This is a genomic window from Paenibacillus sp. Mc5Re-14 (assembly GCF_001049835.1).
Taxonomy (GTDB): Bacteria; Bacillota; Bacilli; order Paenibacillales; family Paenibacillaceae; genus Paenibacillus; species Paenibacillus polymyxa_C.
This window is the reverse complement of sequence record NZ_CVPD01000001.1, coordinates 2,972,591-2,998,963: the sequence shown is the minus strand read 5'-3', so window position 1 is coordinate 2,998,963 and position 26,373 is coordinate 2,972,591. Positions and strand designations below refer to the sequence as shown.

27 protein-coding genes and 1 riboswitch are annotated in these 26,373 nt (G+C 47.5%); all 27 genes read right to left on the bottom strand.

Annotated elements, in window-relative coordinates:
- Window positions 1–194: 194 nt before the first annotated feature.
- The 27 genes from murA to ychF all read right to left on the bottom strand — a co-directional run bounded on the left by murA (window position 195) and on the right by ychF (window position 26,363).
- Window positions 195–1,550, bottom strand: coding sequence for a UDP-N-acetylglucosamine 1-carboxyvinyltransferase (gene murA, locus BN1546_RS13685; RefSeq protein ID WP_016324823.1), 1,356 nt, complete (start codon window positions 1,548–1,550; stop codon window positions 195–197).
- Between the two features lie 323 nt (window positions 1,551–1,873).
- Entirely contained in the window at window positions 1,874–2,125 is a 252-nt protein-coding gene (locus BN1546_RS13680; protein WP_013373430.1) for a DUF1146 family protein, read from the bottom strand.
- Window positions 2,126–2,471: 346 nt separating this feature from the next.
- Window positions 2,472–2,885: a F0F1 ATP synthase subunit epsilon gene (locus BN1546_RS13670; RefSeq protein WP_013373431.1), complete on the bottom strand. Its 414-nt coding sequence runs from the start codon at window positions 2,883–2,885 to the stop codon at window positions 2,472–2,474.
- 70 nt (window positions 2,886–2,955) lie between these two features.
- On the bottom strand, window positions 2,956–4,356 hold the full coding sequence (gene atpD / locus BN1546_RS13665; protein WP_013373432.1) for a F0F1 ATP synthase subunit beta: 1,401 nt from the start codon (window positions 4,354–4,356) through the stop codon (window positions 2,956–2,958).
- 122 nt (window positions 4,357–4,478) lie between these two features.
- Entirely contained in the window at window positions 4,479–5,345 is an 867-nt protein-coding gene (atpG, locus tag BN1546_RS13660) for an ATP synthase F1 subunit gamma (protein ID WP_013373433.1), read from the bottom strand.
- Between the two features lie 176 nt (window positions 5,346–5,521).
- Complete coding sequence (atpA, locus tag BN1546_RS13655; RefSeq protein ID WP_016822886.1) at window positions 5,522–7,036, bottom strand: F0F1 ATP synthase subunit alpha; 1,515 nt, start codon at window positions 7,034–7,036, stop codon at window positions 5,522–5,524.
- Between the two features lie 19 nt (window positions 7,037–7,055).
- The gene (locus BN1546_RS13650; protein WP_090737954.1) at window positions 7,056–7,601 is read right to left on the bottom strand and encodes a F0F1 ATP synthase subunit delta; all 546 of its coding nucleotides are present in this window, start codon (window positions 7,599–7,601) and stop codon (window positions 7,056–7,058) included.
- Window positions 7,598–8,086, bottom strand: coding sequence for a F0F1 ATP synthase subunit B (atpF, locus tag BN1546_RS13645; protein ID WP_013373436.1), 489 nt, complete (start codon window positions 8,084–8,086; stop codon window positions 7,598–7,600). Before atpF ends, BN1546_RS13650 begins: the two co-directional genes overlap by 4 nt.
- A gap of 112 nt (window positions 8,087–8,198) precedes the next feature.
- Window positions 8,199–8,423, bottom strand: coding sequence for a F0F1 ATP synthase subunit C (gene atpE / locus BN1546_RS13640; protein ID WP_013373437.1), 225 nt, complete (start codon window positions 8,421–8,423; stop codon window positions 8,199–8,201).
- Between the two features lie 104 nt (window positions 8,424–8,527).
- Window positions 8,528–9,352: a F0F1 ATP synthase subunit A gene (gene atpB / locus BN1546_RS13635; protein WP_013373438.1), complete on the bottom strand. Its 825-nt coding sequence runs from the start codon at window positions 9,350–9,352 to the stop codon at window positions 8,528–8,530.
- A 29-nt stretch (window positions 9,353–9,381) separates the two neighbouring features.
- Window positions 9,382–9,744, bottom strand: coding sequence for an ATP synthase subunit I (locus BN1546_RS13630; protein ID WP_228392876.1), 363 nt, complete (start codon window positions 9,742–9,744; stop codon window positions 9,382–9,384).
- Between the two features lie 14 nt (window positions 9,745–9,758).
- Entirely contained in the window at window positions 9,759–10,016 is a 258-nt protein-coding gene (locus BN1546_RS13625; protein ID WP_013373440.1) for an AtpZ/AtpI family protein, read from the bottom strand.
- 167 nt (window positions 10,017–10,183) lie between these two features.
- Window positions 10,184–11,350 (bottom strand): non-hydrolyzing UDP-N-acetylglucosamine 2-epimerase, encoded by a 1,167-nt coding sequence (gene wecB, locus BN1546_RS13620; RefSeq protein WP_040102701.1) that lies wholly within the window; start codon window positions 11,348–11,350, stop codon window positions 10,184–10,186.
- Between the two features lie 110 nt (window positions 11,351–11,460).
- On the bottom strand, window positions 11,461–12,090 hold the full coding sequence (upp, locus tag BN1546_RS13615) for a uracil phosphoribosyltransferase (RefSeq protein WP_013312332.1): 630 nt from the start codon (window positions 12,088–12,090) through the stop codon (window positions 11,461–11,463).
- A gap of 350 nt (window positions 12,091–12,440) precedes the next feature.
- Entirely contained in the window at window positions 12,441–13,706 is a 1,266-nt protein-coding gene (locus tag BN1546_RS13610; protein WP_090737952.1) for an ABC transporter substrate-binding protein, read from the bottom strand.
- 15 nt (window positions 13,707–13,721) lie between these two features.
- Window positions 13,722–14,558: a carbohydrate ABC transporter permease gene (locus BN1546_RS13605; RefSeq protein WP_013373443.1), complete on the bottom strand. Its 837-nt coding sequence runs from the start codon at window positions 14,556–14,558 to the stop codon at window positions 13,722–13,724.
- On the bottom strand, window positions 14,558–15,439 hold the full coding sequence (locus BN1546_RS13600) for a carbohydrate ABC transporter permease (protein ID WP_025678224.1): 882 nt from the start codon (window positions 15,437–15,439) through the stop codon (window positions 14,558–14,560). The genes BN1546_RS13605 and BN1546_RS13600 overlap by 1 nt, the downstream gene beginning before the upstream one ends.
- 175 nt (window positions 15,440–15,614) lie before the next feature.
- On the bottom strand, window positions 15,615–16,865 hold the full coding sequence (glyA, locus tag BN1546_RS13595; protein WP_090737951.1) for a serine hydroxymethyltransferase: 1,251 nt from the start codon (window positions 16,863–16,865) through the stop codon (window positions 15,615–15,617).
- Window positions 16,866–16,986: 121 nt separating this feature from the next.
- Entirely contained in the window at window positions 16,987–17,574 is a 588-nt protein-coding gene (locus BN1546_RS13590; RefSeq protein ID WP_090737949.1) for a TIGR01440 family protein, read from the bottom strand.
- Between the two features lie 207 nt (window positions 17,575–17,781).
- Window positions 17,782–17,863, bottom strand: a riboswitch (ZMP/ZTP riboswitch).
- Window positions 17,864–17,941: 78 nt separating this feature from the next.
- Window positions 17,942–18,526 carry a low molecular weight protein arginine phosphatase gene (locus BN1546_RS13585; RefSeq protein WP_013373448.1) on the bottom strand — a complete coding sequence of 195 codons (585 nt, stop codon included), beginning with the start codon at window positions 18,524–18,526 and terminating at the stop codon, window positions 17,942–17,944.
- Window positions 18,527–18,611: 85 nt separating this feature from the next.
- Window positions 18,612–19,172 (bottom strand): manganese efflux pump MntP, encoded by a 561-nt coding sequence (locus BN1546_RS13580; protein WP_013373449.1) that lies wholly within the window; start codon window positions 19,170–19,172, stop codon window positions 18,612–18,614.
- Between the two features lie 143 nt (window positions 19,173–19,315).
- Complete coding sequence (locus BN1546_RS13575; protein ID WP_090737947.1) at window positions 19,316–20,599, bottom strand: L-threonylcarbamoyladenylate synthase; 1,284 nt, start codon at window positions 20,597–20,599, stop codon at window positions 19,316–19,318.
- A 180-nt stretch (window positions 20,600–20,779) separates the two neighbouring features.
- Window positions 20,780–21,472 (bottom strand): stage II sporulation protein R, encoded by a 693-nt coding sequence (gene spoIIR, locus BN1546_RS13570; protein WP_090737945.1) that lies wholly within the window; start codon window positions 21,470–21,472, stop codon window positions 20,780–20,782.
- Window positions 21,473–21,686: 214 nt separating this feature from the next.
- Window positions 21,687–22,880: an FtsW/RodA/SpoVE family cell cycle protein gene (locus BN1546_RS13565; protein WP_013373452.1), complete on the bottom strand. Its 1,194-nt coding sequence runs from the start codon at window positions 22,878–22,880 to the stop codon at window positions 21,687–21,689.
- 75 nt (window positions 22,881–22,955) lie between these two features.
- Entirely contained in the window at window positions 22,956–23,855 is a 900-nt protein-coding gene (prmC, locus tag BN1546_RS13560) for a peptide chain release factor N(5)-glutamine methyltransferase (protein ID WP_090737943.1), read from the bottom strand.
- A 3-nt stretch (window positions 23,856–23,858) separates the two neighbouring features.
- Window positions 23,859–24,926 (bottom strand): peptide chain release factor 1, encoded by a 1,068-nt coding sequence (prfA, locus tag BN1546_RS13555; RefSeq protein ID WP_013373454.1) that lies wholly within the window; start codon window positions 24,924–24,926, stop codon window positions 23,859–23,861.
- 336 nt (window positions 24,927–25,262) lie between these two features.
- Window positions 25,263–26,363 carry a redox-regulated ATPase YchF gene (ychF, locus tag BN1546_RS13550; protein ID WP_013373455.1) on the bottom strand — a complete coding sequence of 367 codons (1,101 nt, stop codon included), beginning with the start codon at window positions 26,361–26,363 and terminating at the stop codon, window positions 25,263–25,265.
- Window positions 26,364–26,373 lie beyond the last annotated feature (10 nt).

The following is a 26,373-nucleotide window of genomic DNA, read 5'->3' as shown; positions in this document are numbered from 1 at the left end:
GCTAAGTGTCCGGCTGAAAGTACAGATATACTCCAGCAGATATTTTCAATCATATGAGGTCGTCCACTTTGATAGAACCGTTTTAAGAGAACTGAAAGAATGAAAAAGACAAGCAGCAAAAACACAAAAAAACCAAGCCCTTTCGGACTTGGTTCTAATTGTTCAAGTTTATACCTATGCCAATAAGTTAAAGGTTAGGCGAGGGAAGGCTGAATCTTCTTGAACAGATTCCCCGGCGTTTCTTCTGCCACAACACGCTCTGTGCTAGCCGAATGATCCAGTTTGGATTCATCTACAGTCACTCTGTAAATATCCGCTCCCAATCCAGTCAGTTTCTCAGCCAAATGAACGTAACCACGATCGATGTGATGAACGCCAGATACCTCCGTTGTACCTTCTGCAATAAGTCCAGTCAGAATTAACGCCGCACCTGCACGCAAATCTGTCGAGGTTACTTTCGCACCCGTCAGCTTAGCATTGCCAGTTACAATCGCCGAACGACCTTCGACTTTAATTTCTGCATTCATGAGATGAAACTCATCCACATGCATGAAACGATTTTCAAACACAGTTTCCGTAATGATGCTCGTTCCTTCAGCGGCAAGTTGAAGTGCCATCATCTGAGACTGCATATCGGTTGGAAACCCAGGATAAGGCAGCGTTTTAACATCAACGGCCTTTAGCGGCTTATCCGCAATGACACGAATACCATTTTCATCGGGTTGAATCGTTACACCCATTTCTTCCATCTTGGATATAACCGGTCCCAAATGATCGGATATTGCGCCTTCTACATATACGTTCCCGCCTGTGATCGCAGCAGCAACCATATAAGTACCTGCTTCTACCCGGTCGGGAATGACCGTATGTTTTACTCCATGCAGCTTCTCGACGCCTTCTATACGAATTACGCCTGTGCCTGCACCGCGTACTTTGGCTCCCATGCCATTCAGGAAGTTGGCGAGATCAACGATCTCAGGTTCCTTAGCAGCATTCTCAATGGTAGTTACGCCCTCAGCAAGAGTAGCGGCCATCATAATATTCTCGGTTGCTCCTACGCTGGCTACATCCAAATAAACTTTAGCTCCGCGCAGACGACCGTTACTTTTAGCTTCAATGAAGCCCTGGCCCAAGCTTATCTCGGCGCCCAACGCTTCGAACCCCTTCAAATGCTGATCAATTGGCCTTGTTCCAATTGCGCATCCGCCTGGAAGCGAGATTCTTGTACGTCCCAAACGTGTAAGCAATGGCCCCATAACCAAAAATGATGCGCGCATTTTCCTAACCCACTCGTAAGGGGCTTCACAGGAAATTATCTTCCGCGCGTCAACACGAATGACCTCGTCTTGGTATGTAACGCCTGCTCCTAAGGACTCCAGCACTTTGTTAATGGTCATCACATCGTCTAGAGGAGGTGCATCCATAATAACACTTTCTCCTTCTTCTCCTAACAGAGAAGCGGCGATGATCGGCAGAACTGAGTTTTTGGCTCCGCTGACTTTGACACTCCCGGTCAATCTGTTGCCACCGCGGACGATAAATTTGCTCATCTATGGTTCCCTCCGCGCGTCATTTCCCTTTTCCATTCTGGAAAAAAGAACATATTCCGCTATTTTCATGCCTTGCTTTTTCATTACATAAAAAAACAAGATTTTATTAATACCCTAACTGCCATCATACCACTGATTAAAACAAGTATACAAGCGTTTTTTACACTTGACGACCACCTGCGTTCTAACGGATTCAGGCTGTTATACATGTACGGTGCTTTTGTTTACCATTGTTAACAATATGGCATGATGTTATTCGACAATTCCTGCACATACAGAGTCATAAAGTCATATAACCCGCTTACTTCATGTTAAAACAAATTCTACAGCATCTGGCTCCAAGAGATGTAGCTCAATAAGAAACCAGAAACCAACTGTCCCAAAATAATAGCAAGAAACAAGTGCAGCAATCTGCCCTGCGGTCCTTTGGGTTGCCGAATTAGTAAATCCAGCTTTAAGCTTTGCAAAGCCCACCAAGCTAACGCTATACAGATGAGCGATACGATCATAGAGATCAGCGCGGTCATACTAGCCGATTGACTTAACTGTTCAGCCAACTGCTGCTTCCCGTTCATTCGTAATTCCTCCCATCTGCGTCACAGACTTCTTTATAATACTCGGCAAGCGCCTAATATGCTAGTGCTATTTCTGTTTCCAGTACATTTATTTCGACAAAATGTGAATAATCACTTCTGTTTCGCGAATTTAAAAGGTACTAAATACCTAGCTATCAACCTAGAAATAGGACTATACTTTTGGAAAAGACAGCTAAAAAAGGGCTCGATCACAGTGATCGAAGGAAGCAAAGGCGTCACTTTACCTTCTGCAGGCATTCTTGGGCAGAAGTTATGAAGTGGTCTCTTTGTCATTCCATCCGTATACTATGCCGAACCCTTTTTAAATTCCACTCAAAATCCAATATTAATTCTTATTGGTTCTGATACTTGTGGCATTCAATCGGTTAAGCGCCCGTTGCAGAGCGACTTCTGCCCGATGATGGTCTATCTGTTCCTGCTTGCTCTGGAGCCGCAGTTCTGCCCGCTCCCTTGCTGCACGGGCACGTTCCACATCAATATCTTCGGAACGTTCCGCACTCTCAGCCAAAATGACCACTTTGTCTTTGCGGACCTCAATAAAGCCCCCATTGACCGCAATCACTTCGGTTTGACCACCGATTTTAATGCGAACCGGTGCAATCTTCAAGGGAGTGACCAAGGGAAGGTGTCCTGGTAAAATCCCAAGATCGCCTTCCGAGCCGCGAACACTGATGCTGTTTACCTGTTCTGCATAGACCAGGCGCTCCGGCGTCACAATCTCTAGTAAATAGGTGCTCACTTGAATCCCTCCTGGAAGCTGTCCACAGACAGCTCACTTCGTAAGGCTCGGCTATTCTCTGCCTGTATGTTTACAACGTTTTAGCTTTTTCAACTGCTTCTTCAATGGCTCCTACAAAAAGGAAGGCCGCTTCTGGAAGGTTGTCATGCTTGCCTTCCAAAATTTCTTTGAAGCTACGCACCGTTTCTTTAACCGGTACATATTTACCCGGGAAGCCGTTAAATGCCTCAGCAACGTGGAAAGGTTGTGAAAGGAAACGCTGGATTTTACGGGCACGTGCTACCAGCATTTTATCTTCTTCACTCAACTCGTCCATACCCAGAATCGCAATAATATCCTGAAGCTCATTGTAGCGGGCCAAAATTTGTTTTACCCCTTGCGCTACATTGTAATGCTCTTCACCCACAACGTCTGGAGACAAAATACGGGAGCTCGATGCGAGTGGATCAACCGCCGGGTAAATACCCATTTCGGAAATTTTACGTTCCAGATTCGTTGTAGCATCCAAGTGAGCGAACGTTGTAGCAGGAGCCGGGTCAGTATAGTCATCCGCAGGCACGTAGATCGCCTGAATGGAAGTAACGGAACCTTTTTTAGTAGAAGTGATCCGTTCTTGCAATTGACCCATCTCAGTTGCCAGCGTAGGCTGGTAACCTACTGCAGAAGGCATACGTCCCAACAGGGCAGAAACCTCAGAGCCTGCTTGGGTAAAGCGGAAAATGTTATCAATAAAGAGCAACACATCACGGCCTTCTTGGTCACGGAAATATTCCGCCATCGTTAGACCTGTGAGGGCAACACGCAAACGTGCACCTGGGGGCTCGTTCATTTGTCCGAACACCATCGCTGTTTTGTTGATAACGCCGGAATCTCTCATTTCATGGTACAAGTCATTTCCTTCACGTGTGCGTTCACCAACACCCGCAAATACAGAAATACCACCATGCTCCTGAGCGATATTGTTAATCAGTTCTTGAATGGTTACGGTTTTACCTACACCAGCACCACCAAACAATCCGACTTTACCGCCCTTGGCATAAGGAGCCAGCAAGTCGATAACTTTAATACCAGTTTCGAGCATCTCTGCTTGAGTTGTCAGTTCTTCGAAAGAAGGCGCTTGACGGTGAATCGGATTTCTAGCCGCTTCACTCATATCAGCACCATTGTCAATTGGCGTTCCAAGCACGTTAAATACACGTCCAAGAGTAGCTTCGCCGACAGGTACAGAGATAGGCGCTCCCAGATCTATTGCTTCAGCTCCACGAACCAAACCATCTGTGGAAGACATGGCAATACAACGCACACGGTTATCACCTAGATGTTTTGAAGCTTCGAGCGTCAGGTCAATTTTGACTCCGCTCTCCAGCACAGTCCCAATATGAATAGCATTCAGAATTTCCGGAAGCTGTCCACGTTCAAACTCAACGTCGACAACCGGACCCATGATGCTCACTACGCGTCCTTTGTTCATCTTTTGGTTTCCCTCCTACAAGCTTGCACAGCCGCAAATCTGAACCATTCTGATTTGTTTTGCGCCCGCAGTTTATCATAATAGTGTAGACCCTGTTATCAAATAGTCGCAAGCCAGTCGTATTAAGACTGAGCGTTAGCCCCTGCGACAATTTCCGTAATTTCCTGGGTAATAGCCGCTTGACGAGCACGGTTATAGGTCAAGGAAAGCTCTCCAATCAACTTGGTAGCATTCTTCGTAGCAGCTCCCATCGCCGTCATTTTCGCTCCCAGTTCGCTTGCTTTACCATCCAGTAAAGCGCCGTAAATGAGCGTTTCCGCATAACGGGGCAGCAATACTTCCAGCACTCCTTCTGGTGAAGGTTCATACTCATAATTAATTGAGGATGAAGCTGTAGCTGAATCCGGTGTTGCCATCGGCAACAACCGATCAACTGTTGGAATTTGAGTCAATGCGTTAACAAAGCGGTTATAGCATAGATAAAGCTCATCAAATTCTTTAAGTTCAAAGCCTTGTACGGCTTTGCTAGCAATCGTTTTGATATCTGAAAATGCAGGTGTATCTGATAGATCTGTTACCGATTCTGCAATAGGGAATTCACGACGTCTGAAATAATCCCGTCCTTTTCGCCCAATGATGAAAATCACGAATTCATCCTGTGAACGGTGACGTTCAGCAATCGTCTGCGTAACCTGTCGCAGAATATTAGCGTTATAACCACCAGCCAGACCACGATCAGATGTAATAATGAGATAAGCCGTCTTTTTAACCGGACGACTCTCCAGCATTGGATGCTTGATGTTATTCGCTCCAGAGGCAATACTACTCACAACTTCTTTGAGCTTTTCCGAGTAAGGTCGAGCCGACTCTGCTTTCTCTTGAGCTCTTCTCAGTTTGGAGGCAGCGACCATTTCCATCGCTTTCGTAATCTGCTTCGAACTCTGCACACTTTTAATCTGACGTTTAATGTCGCGCATACCTTTTGCCATGATTTCACCACCTTCAAGCTTTGGCCAAACCAAAGCTAACTTCATAAGATTAAAATCCAGCCGCACATATGTTAAAGGGCCTGTTATTGAGAGTAAAACATGCCAAGGAAGCCACAACCCAGAGGGTACGCTTCCTTAGGACATCTTTCATCATAAACAGGCAAATTCCAATATAATTAAACCGACGTGGCGAATGATTTTTTGAATTTCTCGATAGCTGCCTTCAAAGCTGCTTCATTATCAGCAACCAAGTCTTTCGTGTCGCGGATTGATTGAAGCACATCCTGATGATCGGACTCCATGAAAGACAGGAAGTCTTTTTCAAAACGTTTTACATCCGCTACAGGGATATCATCGAGGAAGCCTTTTACAGCAGTATACAAGCTCACTACTTGTTGCTCTACAGCAAGCGGTTGGTTAACACCTTGTTTCAAAATTTCCATCATACGTGCACCGCGATCGAGACGAGCCTTAGTGGATTTATCCAAATCGGACCCGAATTGGGAGAACGCTTGAAGCTCGCGATATTGAGCAAGATCCAGACGCAGGGAACCTGCAACCTTTTTCATCGCTTTAATCTGAGCGGAGCCACCTACACGAGATACGGAAATACCTACGTTGATCGCCGGACGTTGCCCTGCATAGAACAAGTCAGCTTCCAGGAAGATCTGTCCATCCGTGATGGAGATAACGTTAGTTGGAATATATGCAGAAACGTCGGAAGCCTGTGTCTCGATGAATGGCAATGCGGTAAGTGATCCGCCACCCAACTCATCATTCAGCTTCGCTGCACGTTCCAGCAAGCGAGAGTGCAGGTAGAAAACGTCACCCGGATATGCTTCACGACCCGGTGGACGGCGCAGCAACAGGGAAAGTTCCCGGTAAGCAGACGCTTGTTTAGTCAAGTCATCATAAACAACGAGGACGTGCTCGCCTTTGTACATAAAGTACTCACCCATAGCACAGCCAGAGTAAGGAGCAATGTACAGCAATGGTGATGGTTCGGAAGCAGATGCCGTAACGACAATCGTGTATTCCAGCGCACCATGACGACGCAATGTTTCAACAACTTGAGCAACCGTGGATTGTTTTTGACCAATAGCAACATAAATACATTTCATGCCGTTGCCTTTTTGGTTCAAAATAGCATCGATTGCGATAGAAGTTTTACCTGTTTGACGGTCACCGATAATCAACTCACGTTGACCACGACCAATCGGAACCATCGCATCAATAGCTTTAATTCCTGTCTGCATTGGCTCATGTACCGATTTACGGGCCATAACGCCTGGAGCCTGACTTTCAACCGGACGGAATTCTGTTGTAGCAATCGGTCCTTTACCGTCTACTGGTTGCCCCAGCGGGTTAACTACACGCCCGATCATTGCTTCGCCTACAGGGACTTGCATGATCTGGCCTGTACGTTTTACTTGACCACCTTCACGAATGTCGGAGAATTGACCCAAAATAACAACACCGACATTGCTTTCTTCCACGTTGAGCGCCAAGCCCAATACGCCAGTGTCGAATTCGACCAATTCACCGGCCATAACTTTTTCCAGTCCGTAGACGCGGGCAATACCGTCGCCGACTTCAACAACAGTGCCGACTTCAACGACCTCGATATCATTTTTATATTGTTCAATCTGACTTTTAATCAATGAACTGATTTCCTCAGGTTTGATACTCAAGTGTGTTCACCCCTATCTTCTATACTCGTCTGTTAAAGGATTTCTCGAGACGATCCAGCTTGCCGGCCAGACTGCCGTCGTACAGTGTATCGCCGATAACCACTTTCAATCCGCCCAGCAGACTCGGGTCCACTATATTTTCCACACGGATTGTTTTATGTTCACGGGTTCCGAATTCCTCGGCTACCGCTGTTTTTTCCTGCTCACTTAAAGCATAAGTTGAATACACCTTAGCATGGGCAATTCCCAACTTGTATTCCTGAATATCGAGATATCCGGCCAAGAGAGATTCGAACAAATCTGCTCTACTGCGCTGAATCAGCAGCTTAATCGTGTTAATCAGCGACGCAGACAACTTGCCTTCAAAATTGCTAGCCAGAACCTGAAGCTTGACTGCTTCCGTAATGTTAGGAGAATTAATGAATTTACGGATCTCAGCATCCCCCGATACAGTTTCTACAAAAGCACGTAGCTCCTGTTCGGTTTCCATAATGGTTTGCTCCTGCTCTGCTACTTCATACAAAGCTTTCGCATACCGTTTGGCAACTACCGTATCTCGGCTCATGCTTTGCCTCCTACCTCTTTAAGGTATTGGTCGACAAGCTCTCCCTGGACTTGGTCTTCCTTGATTTCCTTTTGAATCAGTTTGGAAGCAATTTGTACCGAAGCTTTACCCACTTCGCTGCGTAGTTCGGCAACTGCCTTATTACGCTCGCTTGTGATTTCACGAACAGCTTCGTCTTTCAGGCGGACAGCTTCGTCTTTAGCCTGAATAATAATTTGTTCCGCTTGCTTGTTACCTGTTTGTTTTGACTGTTCTATAATATCGTAGGCTTCCTTACGCGCCTGTTGGAGAGCCTGCTTTTGCTCCTCAACATAAGCAACAGCCTGTTCACGCGTTTGTGCCGCCTCATTCATTTGCTGTAACACGAGTTGACGCCGCTTTTCCATAACGGAAAAGAGAGGGCCAAATGCATAGCGCGTCAGTAACCAGTACAAGATCAAAAATGCAATGATAGTGAAAACGATACTTGTCCAATTTAAACTCAATTGAAGTCACTCCTTTCCGGTGAACGTCGGTTCTGGATCTTTCATGTTCCAACGAACAAAGAAGGCGCGGATGGCTGTGCCTTCCCCGCCAAACCTTGCTTAGTTCAATTCATTAAGCCTTAGCGTAAAAAATAAATGCCAGAACGACACCGATAATAGGTAGGGCTTCGACCAGACCTACACCGATAAACATAATAGTTTGTAAGGTGGACTTCGCCTCTGGCTGACGAGCGATACCTTCAACTGTTTTACTTACGATCAGACCGTTACCAATACCTGCGCCAAGCGCACCCAAACCTACTGCGATAGCTGCTGCTATTAATGCCCAAGCTCCCATTTTAAAAATCCTCCTTAGAGATGTGTATTTGTATTGTACATGTATTTGCAGTTAAGCGCGAAGCGTACTCCTGAACTTAACTAAAAACCTGAAACATAATTCACCTAATGTTCTTCTTCATGTGTGTCAATTGCCTGTGATATATATACGAACGTCAAAATGGTGAAGACGAACGCCTGAATGCTACCGACAAAAATACTGAATCCCTGCCAGACTACGAGCCCCAATACGGAAGCAACCATACCTCCCACACCAAGTGCTGTCATTTTCAGCAGAACACTAATCAAAACTTCGCCGGCAAAAATATTACCGAATAGACGCATACCGTGTGTCAATAGTTTTGAGAACTGCTCAATCAAGTTAATTGGCAAAAAGAACGGAAATGGCTGAACATAATGCTTGAAGTAAGCTTTGGTATTACGGAAGATCCCCAGGAAATGAACCAGGACAAAGATCATCAATGCAAGTCCAATGGACACCCCTGCATCTGCGGTAGGTGATTTCCACCAGCTGATACCTACATGGGCAGCTTCGCCTGGGTGAGACGCCTGTGCTTGTTCTAGTGCTTCTTTGACTGGAATGATTTCATGTCCAAATACTTGGGCACTTTGCACATTATCGAATTCAGTCACAATTCCGAACGGTAAACCCAGCATATTGCCCACGAAAATGAACATGATCAGCGTCATCCCCAAGGAGAGGAATGGCTTCCCTTTTTTCAAATCCATTGTGCTGGAAATCAGTCCTTGAACGAATTCTACAACCCATTCCATAAAATTTTGCAGCTTGCTCGGATTGTCCACAGACAAATTGCGTGTTGCAGCAAATGCTAGTCCAAATACAATCGCGCAAGTCACAAAAAGCATAATAATGACGGACAAGTCAATGTTAAACCCGCCCAATTCGATAATCGGTGATTCATGCAACATGTTTTCTCACCCCTTTCTCAGTTGAGCCATTATTTTTCCTGTAGCGTGAATATGATGCCTATAATTAAAAGAAGAAATTGTCCAGTTACCAGGCTTGCCATTACAGCGATCTCATGGAAATAGGCTGGGAACTCCATAGCCAGCACCACTGCCAAAATAGAGGTCGCCAATCGAACGCCAAAGCCAATCCCCACCTTTTTCTTCTTTCCTTCACCGGCAGCCGCACTCGCAACCTGTCGAATCTTGTAGGCCATATATAGCACATTTAGACAGCTTACTCCCGTTCCCAGAATGATTCCGTGAGCAATGTCACGATGTTGGGGCATGAAGGCGGAGACCAGGAAACACAGAGCCATAATCATAAGCGCTACGATCCATAACATCTTTTGCATTCGGGTCATCTCATTCATTTATCCCTCAGTACCTTTCCGATCACAAGGGCAATACTCAATGCGCCTACAACCAAGCCTGCGAGAACGCTTACGCCAGTCCAGATTCCAGATCCACCAAGTTTGGCATCAAGCCATTTCCCGGCATAGAAACCACCCAGTGTGCATATCGTCAAATCAATGCCGATCGCGCTCACCAGTCCTATAGCCTTGAAGGCATTTCCGGTGTTATTTCGGTTGTTGTTTTGCTTGGAAGGTTTGACCACTTTTCTCATGTCACCCCTGCAATTCCAGTCCATTTTACTTAAATATAAGATGCTTTGTCAATTGAGATATTTTAGCGCCCTAAAGTATAAAAATCAGTCGACAAAGCATCTAAAAATGCTGTATCCCTTGGTAACCGTACAGTTTAACTGTATGCTTACCTTGTAAAGATTAATGATTACGAACGAACGCCTTTTGTGAACATTGTGTGAAATTCTTCAGGACGTTCTGTTTGAATACCATAATGGTGCAAAATCGCATTGACAATTCTTACAGATGCCTGTCCATCACCGTAAGGATTCGCTGCCTGACTCATAGACTCATACAACGCGGAATCTGTCAAAAGAGCCTTGGTCCGACTGTACACGTTCTCTTCACTTGTACCCACCAGTTCCAAGGTACCCGCTTCAATTCCTTCCGGTCTTTCGGTCGTATCACGCAGCACCAGGACAGGTACTCCGAACGAAGGCGCTTCTTCCTGAAGACCACCGGAATCCGTAAGAATCAGATGCGTGTGCGGATAAAAATTGTGCAGATCCACTACATCCAGCGGATCAATCAGCTTAATACGCGGATGGTTACCCAAAATTTCAAATGCAGGTTCCTTCACAGCCGGGCTCGGATGAACCGGGTAAACAATAGCAATATCCTCAAACTCGTCTGCGATCCGCTTAACCGCGTTAAAAATCTGACGGTGCGGTTCCCCTTGGGACTCCCGACGATGTGCTGTCATGAGAATTAGGCGCTTGCCCTGAGCCCAGTCCAGTACAGGGTGCTCGTAGTCCTGGCGAACTGTATACTGAAACACGTCAGTTACTGTATTGCCTGTTACATATATTCGCGATTCAGGTTTATTTTCCTTCCGCAAATTTCCAGCCGACAAAGAAGTAGGCGAGAAATGCAGATCGGACAGCACACCTGTGAGCTGACGATTCATTTCCTCAGGATATGGAGAAAGCTTGTTCCATGTCCGCAAACCTGCTTCCACATGCCCTACTTCAATTTGTTGCATAAAGGCTGCATAGCTAGCCAGGAATGTCGTCAGCGTATCGCCGTGAACCAACACAATATCAGGCTTCGCCTCACGCAATACGGGCTCCAGGCCTTGAAGTACACGTATGGAGATTTCATTGAGTGTCTGGCGATCCTTCATTACATCCAGATCATAGTCAGGGTGAATATTAAAAACTTCCAGAACCTGATCAAGCATCTGGCGATGTTGAGCTGTAACGCATACCACGGACTCGATATGCTCCGGATGGCGCTGAAGCTCCAAAATGAGAGGAGCCATCTTAATCGCTTCCGGACGCACACCGAAAATTGTCATCACTTTGATTTTAGACATTTTCTGTTGAACCCCTTTTCATAATAAACATCTGCTTCCAGATCATTCCGTTCTTCAGATAGATGATCTGTCTTAGCGTCCATAGATTGTGCCAAACCGCTAAAAGTAGTCTACTTGGTTCCGTACAAGCGGTCTCCTGCATCTCCAAGACCCGGAATGATGTAGCCATGATCATCCAAACGCTCGTCCAGTGCAGCGACATAAATGTCTACATCAGGATGTGCATCCTGCACAGCTTTCACTCCTTCAGGAGCGGCAATCAGATTCATCATTTTAATTTGAGTACAGCCTCTCTTTTTCAACACATCAATCGCTGCAATCGCCGACCCGCCCGTTGCAAGCATTGGATCAATTACGATCAATTCACGTTCAGTTACATCCGTAGGCAGCTTTGTATAATATTCTACAGGTTGCAATGTCTCAGGATCACGGAACAATCCCACATGCCCTACTTTTGCTGCCGGCAAAAGCTTTACGACACCATCCAGCATACCCAAGCCTGCACGCAAAATTGGGATAAGGCCCAGCATACGACCAGAAATCACTTTACCTTCAGTTTCAGCAACTGGAGTCTGCACTGTAATGCTCTCCAGCGGAATATCCCGTGTAATTTCATAAGCCATCAAGGTTGCTACTTCATCAACCAGCTCACGGAAATCTTTCGTGTTGGTCCGCACATCGCGGATAAATGTAAGTTTGTGTTGGATCAAAGGGTGATCGCAAACCACCAGTTTTGCCATGATATATTCCCTCCGGTATTATCGTCACGTTCTTCCGCACCAGCATATCGAACATCCTGATTCGAAAGGATCTATGTAACCTATTTGTACAAACCAAATAAGCACAGATGCAATGCGTGCCTGTAAATCCTGTTTATTATAACATTCCCTTGGTTGATTTAACACCTGCCACCGCAACCTTTTGTCAAGGGAAAGATATGACAAGTAAAATGCTTGGCAAGGCCCATTTACGTGTGACTTTTGTCATATAAAATCATATCAAAAAGGCTTTGACGGCCCTTGACCGTCAAAGCCTACCAGCTCTAAACTTCCTGCCTGAGATATAACCTCTGCCACCCCATGCAATTTCTTTATCTATACTTCAGATTGTCCCACGCTCCCTGAAATTGCTGAAGCATTTCGTCCTTCGTAATAACCCCTGCAATATAGGCTTGTATACTACTGCTTAAATCCTGATTCAGTCCCTTCGGGAAGCGCTGGAAATTCCAGCTCCATATCTTTCCTTCCTTCACGTGCCGAGATATTTCCGCACCCAAATCACCTGTGGTCTCGTCACTAGACGTGATACTTTTGAAGGCAGGAACGAACTTAAACTCCTTGGTGATATAATGTTTGCCTGTTTCTGATGTAACCAGCCAATTGAGAAATTCCTTTGCCTCCTGCTTCACAGGAGAATTTTTATTGACCACCCAGTTTGAGGACACTCCCACAGCCAGTTTATCTCCAGTAGAGGAATCATTGTCTATGGGGCTTGGAAGAATACCCAAATTCAAGTTAGGATTAATTCCATCTATTTGCGGCTGCGTCCAGTTCCCCTGGTGCATCATAGCGGCCTTGCCTGTCGAAAACAGTGTCACTTGTGTGTTGTAGTCCGTTGTGAGCGGATTGGGGTTTCCATATTTTAAAGTCAGGTCAAGCAACTTCACCCACTGATCGAACACGGGATTACCAGGGATGCGAGCAGTTCCTTTGTTTAAATCCGCAACGTAACTTTCCGGGTTAGACTGTCTGGCAAAGGGGATATTGATAAAATGGTTTCCGAGAACCCACCACTCTGCATAGCCGTTAGCAAAAGGGATAATCCCTGCTGCTTTCAGTCGCTTGGCTGCTTCCTCCAATTCATCTAACGTCTGAGGCAATTTGGTTATACCCGCTTTTTTGAACAAATCCTTGTTGTAGACAAAACCGAATCCCTCCAGGTTCATAGGCTGTCCATAAATCTTACCGTTAACCGTCATCGGCTTACGGGCGAAATCGTCCAAGTCCTTCACCCATGGCTGATCCGACAAATCCTCCAGGTACTCAAACCACGTATCGCGATCTTGGTAACCCTCATTCGTGAAAATGTCCGGCTGATCGCCTGATGCGAACTTAGCCTTCAACGAAGCACCGTAGTCCGTACCCCCACCGACAGATTGGATATCCAGCTTGATCCCAGGGTGCGTTTTTTCATATTCAGCCTTCAGCTTGTTCAACGGTTCCGAAATCTCCACTTTGAATTGATAAATGTGTATCGTTTTGGTCCCACTCTGTTGAGCCTTCGTATTACCACAACCTGCAAGCATACATGTAAGCAGCAACATCAGGGAGATGACAAGCAGCACTGTCTTTTTCATCCGATATCCCTCCCATCAGCCTTTAACCGCTCCGGCCGCAATGCCGGAAACGATGTATTTTTGCATCACCAGAAAAAACACAACGATTGGCGTGATTCCAAGTACCAGTGCGGGCAACGCCAAGTCCCATTGCTTGGTATATTGACCAAACAGCATATAGGTCGCAATCGGAATCGTACGCAGCTCAGGATCATTCAAAATGAGCGAAGGCAGCAAGTAATCATTCCAGATCCATAACGTATTCAAAATAAGTACGGTCACGAACATAGGGAGCAGCAGTGGACAAACGATGCGAAAGAACACCCCGTAACGAGAAGAACCGTCCACTCTCGCCGCCTGCTCAACCTCAATAGGTACCGTTTTAATAAAGCCATGAAACAGAAAAACTGATAACGGCGCTCCAAAACCCAGATAGCACAAAATTAGTCCTGGTATGCTGTTGTTCAGACTCAATACGTTGGACACTTCCATAAGCGGCAACATAATCGATTGAAAAGGCACGACCATCGCAGCCACAAGCAGTCCGAACAGGAACCGATTAAAAAGAGTGTCATGCCGAACCATTTGGTAGGCGGCCATCGAGCTGATCAGCAGCAAAAGCGCATTGCTGACGATGGTGACGATCAGTGAATTCCCGAGTGCTGTGGGAAAGTTTATTTTATTCCAGGCGTTAGCATAGTTTTCAAAACGGAAGGTTGTCGGCCACGAAGCGGAATGGGCCAAAATGTCTCCAAAAGATTTAACGGAGTTCACGAGCAAAAAATAGAACGGAACTAGAAAGATCAACCCAACCACAATAAGCAATATTTCAGCTACCCATGTGCTTAAACGATAGTTCGATGTTTTTTCCATTACATTTCGACCTCCTTTTTCTTCGTGAGACGCACCTGAATGCTGGTAATGATCGCAACGACCACGAAGAAAATCATAGCCTTGGCAGTTCCCAATCCAAGTCGATTATTTGTAAACGCTTCATTATATATGTCCAACGCTACAGACTCAGTCGCCTTGAATGGCCCACCCTTTGTTAAAGCCAAATTCAACTCAAATACTTTAAAGGACCAGGATATCGCTAGGAACAAGCAGACGGTCACTGCTGGCATAATAAGCGGCACCACGATATGACGCAAAATCTGTCTTCGGCTCGCACCGTCAATTTGAGCCGATTCAATAAGGGCGTGCGGGACATTATTTAGAGAGGATATGTAAATAACCATGAGATAACCTGCGTATTGCCAAACAAACACAATGACAGTTCCCCAAAAAGCAGTAGGCCCATCACCCAACCACGGTAGTTTGAAAAAGGATAGCCCTGTCGCCTCTCCCACCGCCGAAAAACCGCGTACAAATATAAATTGCCAGATGAAGCCGAGCAGCAAGCCGCCGATCATATTAGGCATAAAAAATACAGTTCGCAGTGCATTGCGGGTACGCAATGGCTTTGTAAGCGCATAGGCCAGGAAAAAGCCCACCAGGTTCGTTAGAATGACACCACATACGGTAAAACGGACCGTAAACCAAAAAGCATTACGGAAATCTGGATCATCTCTAAAAATATGAATGTAATTCCCTAGCCCGAGCCATCGGACATGTTCAGATACGCCATCCCAGTTCGTCATGGAATAATACAGCCCCAGCAGGAACGGAATGACCATAATTAAGACGAAAAACAACGCCATCGGTCCCACAAATACGAGCTGCTGCAATAATTGCGCGGATTTTCTTTGGCTCATTGCAATCACTCCTTTGTCGTAGATCATGAAGGAAAACGCGCGTAATCCTGACTGTAATCGCTTATTACCCAAAAATGTAAGTTTCGAGTCGTCTGGACACAAAAAAGGCTGTTCCCCCTCCGCTAACGAAAGGAAAACAGCCTTATCATATAAGATTAAAAGGAATGACGATGAATTAGTATTGTGTTCCTGGATAGATTGGGAACTTATCTGTCAACTCGCCAACCGCTTGGCTTGCTTTGGACAATACAGTATCATCTTTTGGATTTTTAAGAGTATCAGCAATGATTTTACCGATTTTAACCATAGCCTCTTCATCCATACCACGAGAAGTTGCAGCAGGTGTACCAATACGGATCCCGCTAGTAACAAACGGACTCGTTGGGTCAAAAGGAATGGCGTTTTTGTTGACCGTGATACCCACGGAATCCAATACATGCTCCGCTTCTTTACCTGTGATATTCAAATTGCGTGTGTCCAACAGCATCAGGTGATTATCCGTACCACCAGATACAATGTTAACCCCCTCTGCCAGCAGTGTTTCAGCCAGCACCTGTGCGTTGCGAACTACGTTTTGCGCATAGGTTTTGAATGATGGCTGGAGCGCTTCACCCAAAGCAACTGCTTTGGATGCGATCACGTGCATCAGTGGTCCTCCTTGAGTACCAGGGAAGATAGCTTTATCAATCGCTTGCGCCCACGCTTTGCGAGTCAGAATTAGACCCCCACGCGGACCACGTAGCGTTTTGTGTGTCGTTGTTGTCACAAATTGGGCATGAGGAACTGGACTAGGGTGAATCCCTGCTGCCACGAGACCTGCGATATGTGCCATATCCACCATGAACAAAGCACCTACATCATTAGCAATGGAAGCAAAAGCTTCAAAATCAATAGTACGCGGATATGCACTTGCACCAGCTACGATCAGACGAGGGCGGTGCTTGAAGGCTGCTTTGCGCACTTCATCGTAGTCGATACGGAAGTTGTCTTCACGTACACCATAAGCAGCAAAGTTATACAACAAACCGGAGGCATTAACCGGGCTTCCGTGTGTTAAATGGCCGCCATGCGCCAGATTCATACCCAGCACAGTATCTCCAGGTTGAAGAGCTGCCAGATATACCGCCATGTTAGCTTGTGCTCCAGAGTGAGGCTGCACGTTCGCATGCTCGGCGCCGAATAATTCTTTGGCGCGGTCACGTGCAATATCTTCGACGATATCTACATGCTCACAGCCACCATAGTAGCGTTTGTTCGGATAACCTTCAGCATATTTATTGGTAAGCACGGAGCCCATGGCTTCCATTACTGCTTCACTGACGATATTCTCGGATGCGATCAGCTCGATATTGTGGCGTTGCCGTTTCAGTTCAAGCCCCATTGCTTCCATCACTGCCGGGTCACTTTTACGCAGATGTTCCATCATGATTGATTACTCCCTCTCCATGGTCAAATTGTTGGGTATACAAGCAAATGCCTGTTCCTCTGTTGGGTACCTCATCATTAATGCAAAAAAGATCAGTACTAACATGCCGACACGACAAATGCTAATCGCAGTTTCCGCCGGCTTCTTGTTCCAGACTGTACACTGCCCGTTGTCCGCCAATAAGTGGAGGACGAGTGAACGCAGCTGTCACACGTGCTTCACCAATCCAGCGAAGGCTTGGGCGAAACGGAACGGCAATTGGGCGCAGATGCATGCCAATCAGCGTTTCGCCGATGTCTATCCCGGCATGAGCCTGCACGTTCGCCGCCAGACATGCATCATCCATAGAGCGATAGGCAACGGTAGCCATAGAGCCCCCTGCTGTACGAACAGGAACAGCCGCAACCTCCATCAGTCCTAATCGCTCCAGTAGAGAACGCTCAACGACCAGTGCTCGGTTTAAGTGCTCACAGCATTGAAACGCCACGCCAAAGCCATACTCTCTGCGAACGGATTCTACTCCAGACAGCACTTGCTGAGCCACATCGAGCGCTCCTGCTGTGCCGATCCGACTTCCAGCCACTTCACTCGTGCTTGCGCCAATAACCAGCAGGCGACCAGCTTTGAGACTGGCCGCTTCCGCAATTTCCCGCACGACAGAAGCGGTCTGTGCTTCGAGTGAAATCTCATGATCCAATTGTTCTACCATTGGAACCTCCTTTGGTTGAACAGCCTCTCAGAGACTAGGCACGGTTTCATGCCCCAAGTTCAACACACTCTCTCCTGATCACAATCTGACTATATTATAGCCGATGTTTCAGATTTCGAGCAGAAAAAATGGAAGAACAAGAAGGCAGCAGAAGATCTGCTGTAGCTTGTATACGAAAAAAGAGCAGTCCACACCTATGTGGAATTGCTCTTTTGCCCAGGCGACCGGCCGTATATCCGATGCTCCATCGTGGTTGATCCCACTTTTGTCGCCAGTTACACCGGATTCTCATTTTTCCACCTTATCTTAACGGATTAACCGTCGAAAATCAACAGATTCCGTACAAAACAGAGGAACGGTGCCGATTTTATTCGGAAGAACCTTTTAGCTTGTCCAACAACTTATGCAAAGCCGTACGGATTTCTGCCGCTGTGACATCGTAGTCCTCACGCGAACCACCAAATGGATCTGAGATATCGAAGCCCGGAATCCGTTGGTGTAATTCAATCATTCGTTCACGCTCCTGCGTCGATAGCTCTTGTCCGAGTGAAGCCATCAACTGCTGTGAAGCATACAAGCCATCTAACTCCTGTACGTCATTCAGCACTGCGTCCCGGTCCTCCACATATTCCTTCAGCGTAAATACTTTGCCTGCCGTTTGGGGGAACCGCTGTACGACATGCTGTTTATGTCCTTGTGTCAAGGTTAAGATCAGATGTGCCCACTCGGCAAGCCCGTCGCTTAAAGGAGTTGAAGTGATCTGATCGGATATATCGTGATCACGCAGAACCGCCTCTGCATGTCGGGATATCGGCGTGCCGTCCATCGCAGCTACTCCAGCGGAACGCACGTCCAGTTCCAGACCATGCTCAGCAGCCAGCTTACGCAGCATTCCCTCAGCCATTGGACTGCGACAGGTGTTCCCTGTGCATACAAATAAAATATTCTTCAACGTCTTCACCCCCCGTATGTTGAAAAAATATATAAACAGAGGATTACTCAAATCCTGTATTTATTTTACACTGTCTACGTTAAAATCAAAACATAAACATAAAGCCGAATGCCAGCAAAATAGCACCGCCCACCGCTTCTCCATAATCCCCAAGATTACGGCTGACCTTGCGCCCCAGTAACAGCCCCAGCATCGCCATCGCTCCCCCGCAAAAACCAAAGGCCAGAACAGTCAGCACCAGGTCACTCTGGAACATTCCCAGTGACACTCCCACAGAAAATGAGTCAATGCTCACCCCAAGCGCAAACAGTAAAAGACCCAAAGGCGACCGATGATCCAATACGTGTACGCCGTCCCCCTTGAAGGAATTATATACCATATGCCCGCCCAAAAGGATGAGTAATCCCCCTGCGAAGTAGGTCGTCACATGGCCTAATAAAGAACTCATATAATGGCCTGTGAACATTCCCAGCAACGGCATCAGGATGTGAAAAAAACCAATCACAGTGCTGATGCGCAGCACGTCTCGCAGGCGTATCCCCTTCATACCGATCCCTACGCCCAGCGATAGCGCATCCATCCCTAGCGCTACCGCCATGATCAGAATCGTTACAACCTGCCCAGCATCGGCAGAGGCTGCCAGCATACTCCATCCCTCCATTATCCGTCTGTTCTTGTACACGTTATGCGGACAAGGGGCAAATCAGTACAAGCAGGCACTGAAAATACCCAAAACAGAGATAAGGAGAGAGGAAAAATTAAAATAAGAGACTCAATTGTTTACAGAAGCTACAGACGGATGATTCGATGACCTGCCGCTTTAAGCAGTCGATTCATGACGGCGTCTCCCAATCCTTTCGGCGGACAGGCTTCCGCCAAAATGTAGGTGACGCCGTCCTCATCGCAGCGGCGCAGCACGCCATATAGGCGCTGCGCCGCCTCATGAAGCGCGTCCAGCTTGCCCAGCGTGTAGACTCGTTCTCCGGCGTAGCTGGCGGCATGGTCGTCGAACGCGAGCACCGCCGTGCGCTCCCCGCGCGCGGTAGCCTCCGCCAACGCGGTGCGAATCCAGCCCGTCACTTCACCAGACGACGGGCCTTGTACCACACTCAAGCGCCCTCGTGGCGCATAGTGCGTATACTTCATGCCCGGCGAGCGTGGCGCCAGGCTATCGGCGTCCTGCCCGGGTGTGTCAGCCAGCGCCGGGTCCAGTACGACAGAGCGAGCAACCGTAGCGAGCTGTTCAGCAGTCACACCGCCTGGGCGCAAAATGGTGACGGTTCCGTCGTCACCGACTTGTACTACTGTGGACTCCAGTCCCACCCCCGTGGGGCCTCCGTCCAAAATGCCGCCGATGCGGCCCTCCAGGTCCTCCAGCACATGCTGTGCTAGAGTCGGGCTGGGTCTTCCCGAGCGGTTGGCGCTTGGTGCAGCCAGCGGGCAACCAGCTTCCGTGATCAAGCGCAGCGCGATCGGATGATCCGGCATGCGCACACCGACCGTGTCCAAGCCTGCGGTCACACGCGATGACAGTGCCTGCGGCACTACCGGCAATACGATGGTCAGCGGTCCTGGCCAAAATGTATTCATCAGCGCTCGGACTGTATCGTTTATTTCCGCTACCATGCCTTTTAATTGAGCAGCATCGGAAATATGTACAATGAGCGGATTATCGGACGGACGCCCTTTAGCAGCGAATACCGCCTCTACCGCTTTAGTGCTGCGCGCATCAGCCCCCAGTCCGTACACGGTTTCCGTAGGAAAGGCTACCGTCTCTCCAGCCTGGAGAAGTACGGCGGCCTCCCGTATGCCCTTTTCCGCAGTGATTAGAGCCTGTCCAGCTGAAAGCTCGTCAGGATCATCCCCGTCTGTGTTGTTCACAGAACCAACGGAAGCCGCTTTTTCCACCTCAAAAGACAAGGTAGCAGGTATAGTCGTGTCCTCATCAGAAACCAGACATCTTACATCCCACCAGTGTGTATGCGAAGGCTGTAATGCCTGCTCCTGCTCTGCTATCTCTTTTTTCACAAAACCTGCGTGCAAGTCATTCATTTGATTCACCTTATCGCTCATATCAGATCATCCCATATCTTATTGTCATACAGGCCATTTCATTGCCCTGATCCCCAAAAACCCACTTTAACAAATCAGATCAATTTGGCTCTGCTATCTGTATATCTATCGTAAGTTCCATTATAACATATGGGGAAACTTACACTCGTTGTTCTCTTTTCCATAGCTCTGACGAGACGTTTAGGCAAACAAGCCAATCACCCAGCTCCACAGACCCGTAAGGGCATCCCACAGGAAAAAACGTACTTCCGGCTCTTTGTCAGCAGCATTCGTTCGATTGTCTTCTTGACTCGTTTTTGCCGATACAGTTTGTGCTGTTGCTTCACCACTGCCTGCATCAATAAAGCACAACGGCGGGAATAGCACACACCACCAATTTTGTCCTTTTCCTTGCCCCAGTGTAACTCGAAGTGCCTCATAATTCCCTGCCGGGTAGACAAGACCACCGTACATTTTCGTCGGAAAAGGTACACTTGCCAGCTCTACCTGATGATCATACGCTATACCGCGTCGAGCCAGTTCTGAACCTACCAAGCGATCAATTTCAGGCAAATGTGCATCAATCAACACTCTGGCTTGATTTAGGCTTTGTGGATTGTCCAGCTCACCCACCCACGCATTCATCTGCTGCACGATAGCGTCCCGTATTTCGCGCTTAACCAACTGATCCTCTGGACGATCCGAATTAGCCAAAATGCGCAGTCGGATGGAATCGTGCGGAATTACCTTCAACCCTGTGGTGGCCACTCCAGACGCCAAAGTCCCTCTTGCTCCCGTGGTCATCGCAGCATCCGTTTTTTGACCTTCCCAAGACATCATTAATATCGATATACAAAAGAGTATCATTGCAGTTTGCTTCATCCAACTTCTCATTTTCGTCCCCCCAAACCCAAACTCTATCATGTCTATCAGTCTGTCCGGTTTGGGAGAGTCTAAACCTATGAATCTCGTAAAAAATTCAGGCTATTGCAAGCTTGATCGTCACCTAGGAATATAAAAAAGCCCAGATTTCACAATCTGGACTCTTTCGTCGCACCGTTTCAACTCGCACAAATAACCATCAATATTTAGTCACAATCCGCCTGTACTAGGCTTTTTTCGCCTTCGTCAAGCTTACTCTGGAAGGCTGTGGCAGGTCATCCTCTAACTCCTGGCCATGCACCTTAATACTCATAACCAAGCCAATACTAGCCATGTTAATAAGCAACGAGGTACCGCCATAGCTTATGAATGGAAGCGTAATCCCCGTAAGTGGCATAATGCCCAGAAACGCACCAATGTTCTCAAAAATCTGATACAGCAACATGGACACAATCCCGACAATTATATACGGGCCAGCCCGATCCCGACATTCCAGCGAAATCAGGATCATTCGGTGAATCAAAATAAAATATAGCAATAGCAGAATGGATGAGCCTACAAACCCAAACTCCTCTGCTACAACTACAAAAATAGAATCCGCATACGTATAGGGAACACGCCCGGACTGTACCGAGGTTCCTTGCAAAAAGCCCTTGCCCATCATCCCGCCAGAAGCTATGGCCAGTTTGGCATTTTTCGTATGATAAGATGCCTTCGCGGTTGCTTCTTCCGGTACCAGCCAAGGGTCCAAACGCTCTACCCAGTGACTACGGCCAATACCTTTCATAAAGGAATCAATCTCATCGTGAAACGAGATATACGCTTTGATCCCTCCACCAACGGCGACTGCAAATACGATAAATCCGATTAGCGCATGGGATGCCTTCACATTACCAATCCATAGCATACCAATGACGATGACAATGTAACCGAGCGCATTACCCAAGTCATTTTGTGCCATGACCATGGCAAACGGGACAAAGCTCACCAGAGCAACTGGAAGAACATCTTGAATAAAATACAGCTTGCTCTTGCGCTTTTTAATCAGCATATACGCCAAAAAAATGATAAGAACCAGCTTGAATACCTCGGCAGGCTGAAGATTTAAGCCACCAATTTTCAAAAAGCCTTGAGAGTTATTAACCGTCCCGCCAAAAAAGCCGAGAATCAACAGGAATATCCCGCCTCCATATACATACAAGGCTTTTTTAATGAATATCCGAAAATCGACTATCGCTAAACCCAAGATCGCTACAAAGCCCAATATATAATACCCGATCATCTTCTGGTAGTCGTTGCCGTGCTCTGCCAAGTTCGTAGGACCCCTACCAGCACTGTATACCGTTATGATACTAATCGCCATGAGCAAAACCAGAATAAAAATAACCGGACCATCAATTTTTTTCAATTTCTGAAGCATGATTTCCCCCTGAGCCGTTTCTCGGTCATACTCCTCTTATTCTAAAGGAAAGACTCGCAAAAAGAAAATGCAGCACTACTCCGAGACGCCTAGGACATGTCGCTCGATCCCCGCAAGGTCAGGAATGATTAGAATGTTCTTCCAGTGACCTGCCTGTTCCAGCAGGCCAGCCACGTCTCTGGCCTGTCCCATCCCCAGCTCAAACCCGATTAGCCGGGGTGGGGTCTGAAGGAGCCCCAGTTGCTCCAGCATTGCCCGATACGGGCCAAGCCCGTCAGGACCTCCATCCAGCGCCATCCGCGGCTCATGGTCGCGCACCTCCGGCTGCAAGCCAGCGATGTCAGCAGCCGGGATATATGGCGGGTTGGACACGAGGATGTCTACCGCCGTTCCCGCAAACGGCGCCAACAGATCGCCCTCGCGGAATTCTATGACTGCGCCGTTCGCAGCGGCGTTCTGGGCCGCCATTTCGAGCGCAGCAGCAGAAATATCCCCCGCCGCCACGTGCCAGCGCGGCCGCTCAGCCGCCAGCGTCACGGCAATCGCGCCGCTGCCCGTACCGATGTCGAGCGCGTGCGGAGCACCGCTCGGCCACAGCCGGTCGCCGTGCTGGAGTATCGCCTCGACGAGCAGCTCTGTCTCGGGGCGCGGAATCAGCACCGACGGTGAAACCGCGAACGGGCGGCCATAAAATTCCTGCCGTCCGATAATATACTGCGCCGGTTCACCCGCAGCTTTGCGGGCGATGATCCGTTCCCATGTGTCCTTGACGGAGGAAGGGAACGGATCGCCCAGAGCGGCGTAAAACCTCGTACCTTCCAGCCCAAGCACATGTTCCAGCAGCAAGCGGGCATTATGCTGCGGCTCCAACACGCCGCAACTTCCTAAAAAAGAAGAAGCCTCAACTAAGGCTTCTCTGACACTCATGTTCCGTTCCGGCGGCATCCGATACACACAATCGCGTTCGTTCCCCAAAACTTAAACCTCTTGTTCCATCAAATCAGCCTGCTCTGCAATCGTGAGTGCTGATACGATTTCTTCGATCTCTCCGTTCATCACCTGGTCCAGCTTGTGCATGGTTAAACCAATGCGATGATCCGTTACACGGCTTTGCGGGAAGTTGTAAGTACGTATACGCTCACTGCGGTCTCCAGTACCTACTTTGCTCTTACGCTCGCCTGCATATTTGGCTTCCTCTTCCTGGCGCATCATATCCGAAATACGGGCACGTAAAACTTGCAGCGCCTTCTCCTTGTTGGAGTTTTGGGACTTGCCGTCCTGGCAGGTTGCCACAATACCTGTTGGCATATGCGTTACACGCACCGCCGACTTGGTTGTATTAACGGACTGACCGCCCGCACCGCTGGAGCAGAAAGTATCCACGCGGATATCCTTGTCTAAAATTTCGATATCCACTTCCTCTGCCTCAGGCATCACGGACACCGTGGAGGTAGACGTATGAATACGTCCGCCAGATTCAGTTGTCGGAATCCGCTGTACACGGTGCGCGCCACTTTCGAATTTCATTTTGCTGTATGCACCGCGTCCGTTAATCATGAAAATAACCTCTTTAAAGCCTCCAAGGTCATTCATGTTTGCATCCATCAACTCTACACGCCAGCCTTGGGTATCTGCATAACGCGTGTACATCCGGTACAAGTCCGCTGCAAACAGCGCGGCCTCGTCCCCACCCGCAGCACCACGAATTTCGATAATAACGTTCTTATCATCGTTCGGGTCCTTCGGCAGCAGCAAAATACGAATTTTCTCGTCCAGCTCCCGCTTACGGGCACTCAGCTCTTCAATCTCCATTTTGACCATTTCACGCATCTCGTCGTCCAGCTTTTCTGCCTGCATAGCTTTAGCAGCGTCCAGCTCCTCAACGACAGTTTTATATTCGGTATATGCTTCATAAGCAGGCTGTAAATCAGACTGTTCTTTGGAATAATCTCTAAGTTTTTTGCTATCGTTCGCCACATCCGGATCGCAGAGCAGTTCGCTCAGTTTATCGTAGCGGTCCGCCAATGATTGCAATCGGTCCAACAAGCGATTCACCTCTTCAGTTAAATTAATATGAAACCAGCTTTAAATTCACTGGCTACAGCTCTTTATTATAACAACTATTCGATTAATTAGCTACATAAAATACTTGCTAATTTAGGATTTTGCAAAATTCCGCAAATCGATTGAAGTCGAATAAACAAAATCTCGCTAAAGAGTTGAATAACAAACTCTCAACTAATAAAAGAAATGCGAATCAAATATAAAAAGCCGCCGCCCGGGACAGGCAGCGACTACGTAATTGGTACATGCAGGCAACACATATATCATTACTTAATATGTTTGTATATAAACTCTGTTTGTTATACGCCGAGATGCATACTAAACATTAAAACGGAAATGCATTACGTCTCCGTCCTGCACCACATATTCCTTGCCTTCCAAACGAAGCTGACCACGTTCCTTGGCCCCGTTCATAGATCCAGCAGCGACCAAGTCATCGTAGGATACAACCTCAGCGCGAATAAATCCGCGTTCAAAATCCGAGTGGATTACGCCCGCTGCGCCAGGTGCTTTTGTTCCTTTGTGAATAGTCCATGCGCGTACTTCCTGCACACCTGCTGTGAAATACGTATACAGTCCCAACAAGCGGTAAGCTGCTTTGATCAGACGGTTCAGACCGGATTCAGCCAGCCCCAGCTCCTCAAGGAACATTGCCTTGTCTTCGCCTTCCAGCTCAGCAATTTCAGCCTCTACTTTGGCGCTGATCGGTACCACTTCAGCATTTTCCGCCACTGCAAATTCACGTACCTTTTGCACATATGGATTGCTATCAGCTTCCGTTACACCATCTTCGCTGACATTAGCCGCGTACAATACAGGCTTCATTGTAAGCAAATGAAGATCGCGTATAATCAACTTTTCGTCTTCTGACAATTCTACGCTACGTGCAGGTTTGTCAGCATACAGCGATTCCTTGATCCGTTCCAGTACTTCAACCTCTTGGGCATACTGCTTGTTGCCGCCCTTCATGTTTTTGCGGGAACGTTCAATGCGCTTGTCTACACTTTCGATATCCGCCAGAATCAATTCCAGATTAATCGTCTGAATATCGCTGATCGGATCAATTTTGCCGTCCACATGGGTAATATTCTCATCTTCAAAGCAGCGTACCACATGAACAATAGCATCTACTTCACGAATATGAGCCAAAAACTTGTTGCCCAAACCCTCGCCTTTGCTGGCACCTCGTACAAGTCCTGCAATATCAACAAATTCAAAAGCCGTTGGTACCGTTTTGTTCGGTACTACCAGTTCAGTCAGCTTATCCAGCCGCTCGTCCGGTACTTCAACGACCCCTACATTAGGGTCAATTGTACAAAATGGATAGTTTGCGGATTCCGCCCCCGCCTGCGTTATTGCGTTAAACAGTGTTGATTTGCCCACGTTCGGCAGACCCACGATCCCCGCTTTTAAAGCCATAATCAGAACA

What these genes read in the sequence shown, in the direction of transcription:
- BN1546_RS13630 (WP_228392876.1), bottom strand. Translation starts at nt 9,744, where the DNA reads ATGCAAAAGATGTTATGGATCGTAGCGCTTATGATTATGGCTCTGTGT.
- BN1546_RS13565 (WP_013373452.1), bottom strand. Translation starts at nt 22,880, where the DNA reads ATGCTTCAGAAATTGAAAAAAATTGATGGTCCGGTTATTTTTATTCTG.
- BN1546_RS13590 (WP_090737949.1), bottom strand. Translation starts at nt 17,574, where the DNA reads ATGGTAGAACAATTGGATCATGAGATTTCACTCGAAGCACAGACCGCT.
- wecB (WP_040102701.1), bottom strand. Translation starts at nt 11,350, where the DNA reads ATGTCTAAAATCAAAGTGATGACAATTTTCGGTGTGCGTCCGGAAGCG.
- BN1546_RS13600 (WP_025678224.1), bottom strand. Translation starts at nt 15,439, where the DNA reads ATGAGCCAAAGAAAATCCGCGCAATTATTGCAGCAGCTCGTATTTGTG.
- upp (WP_013312332.1), bottom strand. Translation starts at nt 12,090, where the DNA reads ATGGCAAAACTGGTGGTTTGCGATCACCCTTTGATCCAACACAAACTT.
- glyA (WP_090737951.1), bottom strand. Translation starts at nt 16,865, where the DNA reads ATGATGGAACATCTGCGTAAAAGTGACCCGGCAGTGATGGAAGCAATG.
- ychF (WP_013373455.1), bottom strand. Translation starts at nt 26,363, where the DNA reads ATGGCTTTAAAAGCGGGGATCGTGGGTCTGCCGAACGTGGGCAAATCA.
- atpG (WP_013373433.1), bottom strand. Translation starts at nt 5,345, where the DNA reads ATGGCAAAAGGTATGCGCGACATTAAACGTCAGATTAAAAGTGTGCAG.
- BN1546_RS13650 (WP_090737954.1), bottom strand. Translation starts at nt 7,601, where the DNA reads ATGAGCCGAGATACGGTAGTTGCCAAACGGTATGCGAAAGCTTTGTAT.
- atpB (WP_013373438.1), bottom strand. Translation starts at nt 9,352, where the DNA reads ATGTTGCATGAATCACCGATTATCGAATTGGGCGGGTTTAACATTGAC.
- atpD (WP_013373432.1), bottom strand. Translation starts at nt 4,356, where the DNA reads ATGAACAAAGGACGCGTAGTGAGCATCATGGGTCCGGTTGTCGACGTT.
- BN1546_RS13605 (WP_013373443.1), bottom strand. Translation starts at nt 14,558, where the DNA reads ATGGAAAAAACATCGAACTATCGTTTAAGCACATGGGTAGCTGAAATA.
- BN1546_RS13680 (WP_013373430.1), bottom strand. Translation starts at nt 2,125, where the DNA reads ATGAACGGGAAGCAGCAGTTGGCTGAACAGTTAAGTCAATCGGCTAGT.
- spoIIR (WP_090737945.1), bottom strand. Translation starts at nt 21,472, where the DNA reads ATGAGAAGTTGGATGAAGCAAACTGCAATGATACTCTTTTGTATATCG.
- atpE (WP_013373437.1), bottom strand. Translation starts at nt 8,423, where the DNA reads ATGGGAGCTTGGGCATTAATAGCAGCAGCTATCGCAGTAGGTTTGGGT.
- BN1546_RS13580 (WP_013373449.1), bottom strand. Translation starts at nt 19,172, where the DNA reads ATGCTGGCAGCCTCTGCCGATGCTGGGCAGGTTGTAACGATTCTGATC.
- BN1546_RS13575 (WP_090737947.1), bottom strand. Translation starts at nt 20,599, where the DNA reads ATGAGCGATAAGGTGAATCAAATGAATGACTTGCACGCAGGTTTTGTG.
- BN1546_RS13610 (WP_090737952.1), bottom strand. Translation starts at nt 13,706, where the DNA reads ATGAAAAAGACAGTGCTGCTTGTCATCTCCCTGATGTTGCTGCTTACA.
- BN1546_RS13625 (WP_013373440.1), bottom strand. Translation starts at nt 10,016, where the DNA reads ATGAGAAAAGTGGTCAAACCTTCCAAGCAAAACAACAACCGAAATAAC.
- murA (WP_016324823.1), bottom strand. Translation starts at nt 1,550, where the DNA reads ATGAGCAAATTTATCGTCCGCGGTGGCAACAGATTGACCGGGAGTGTC.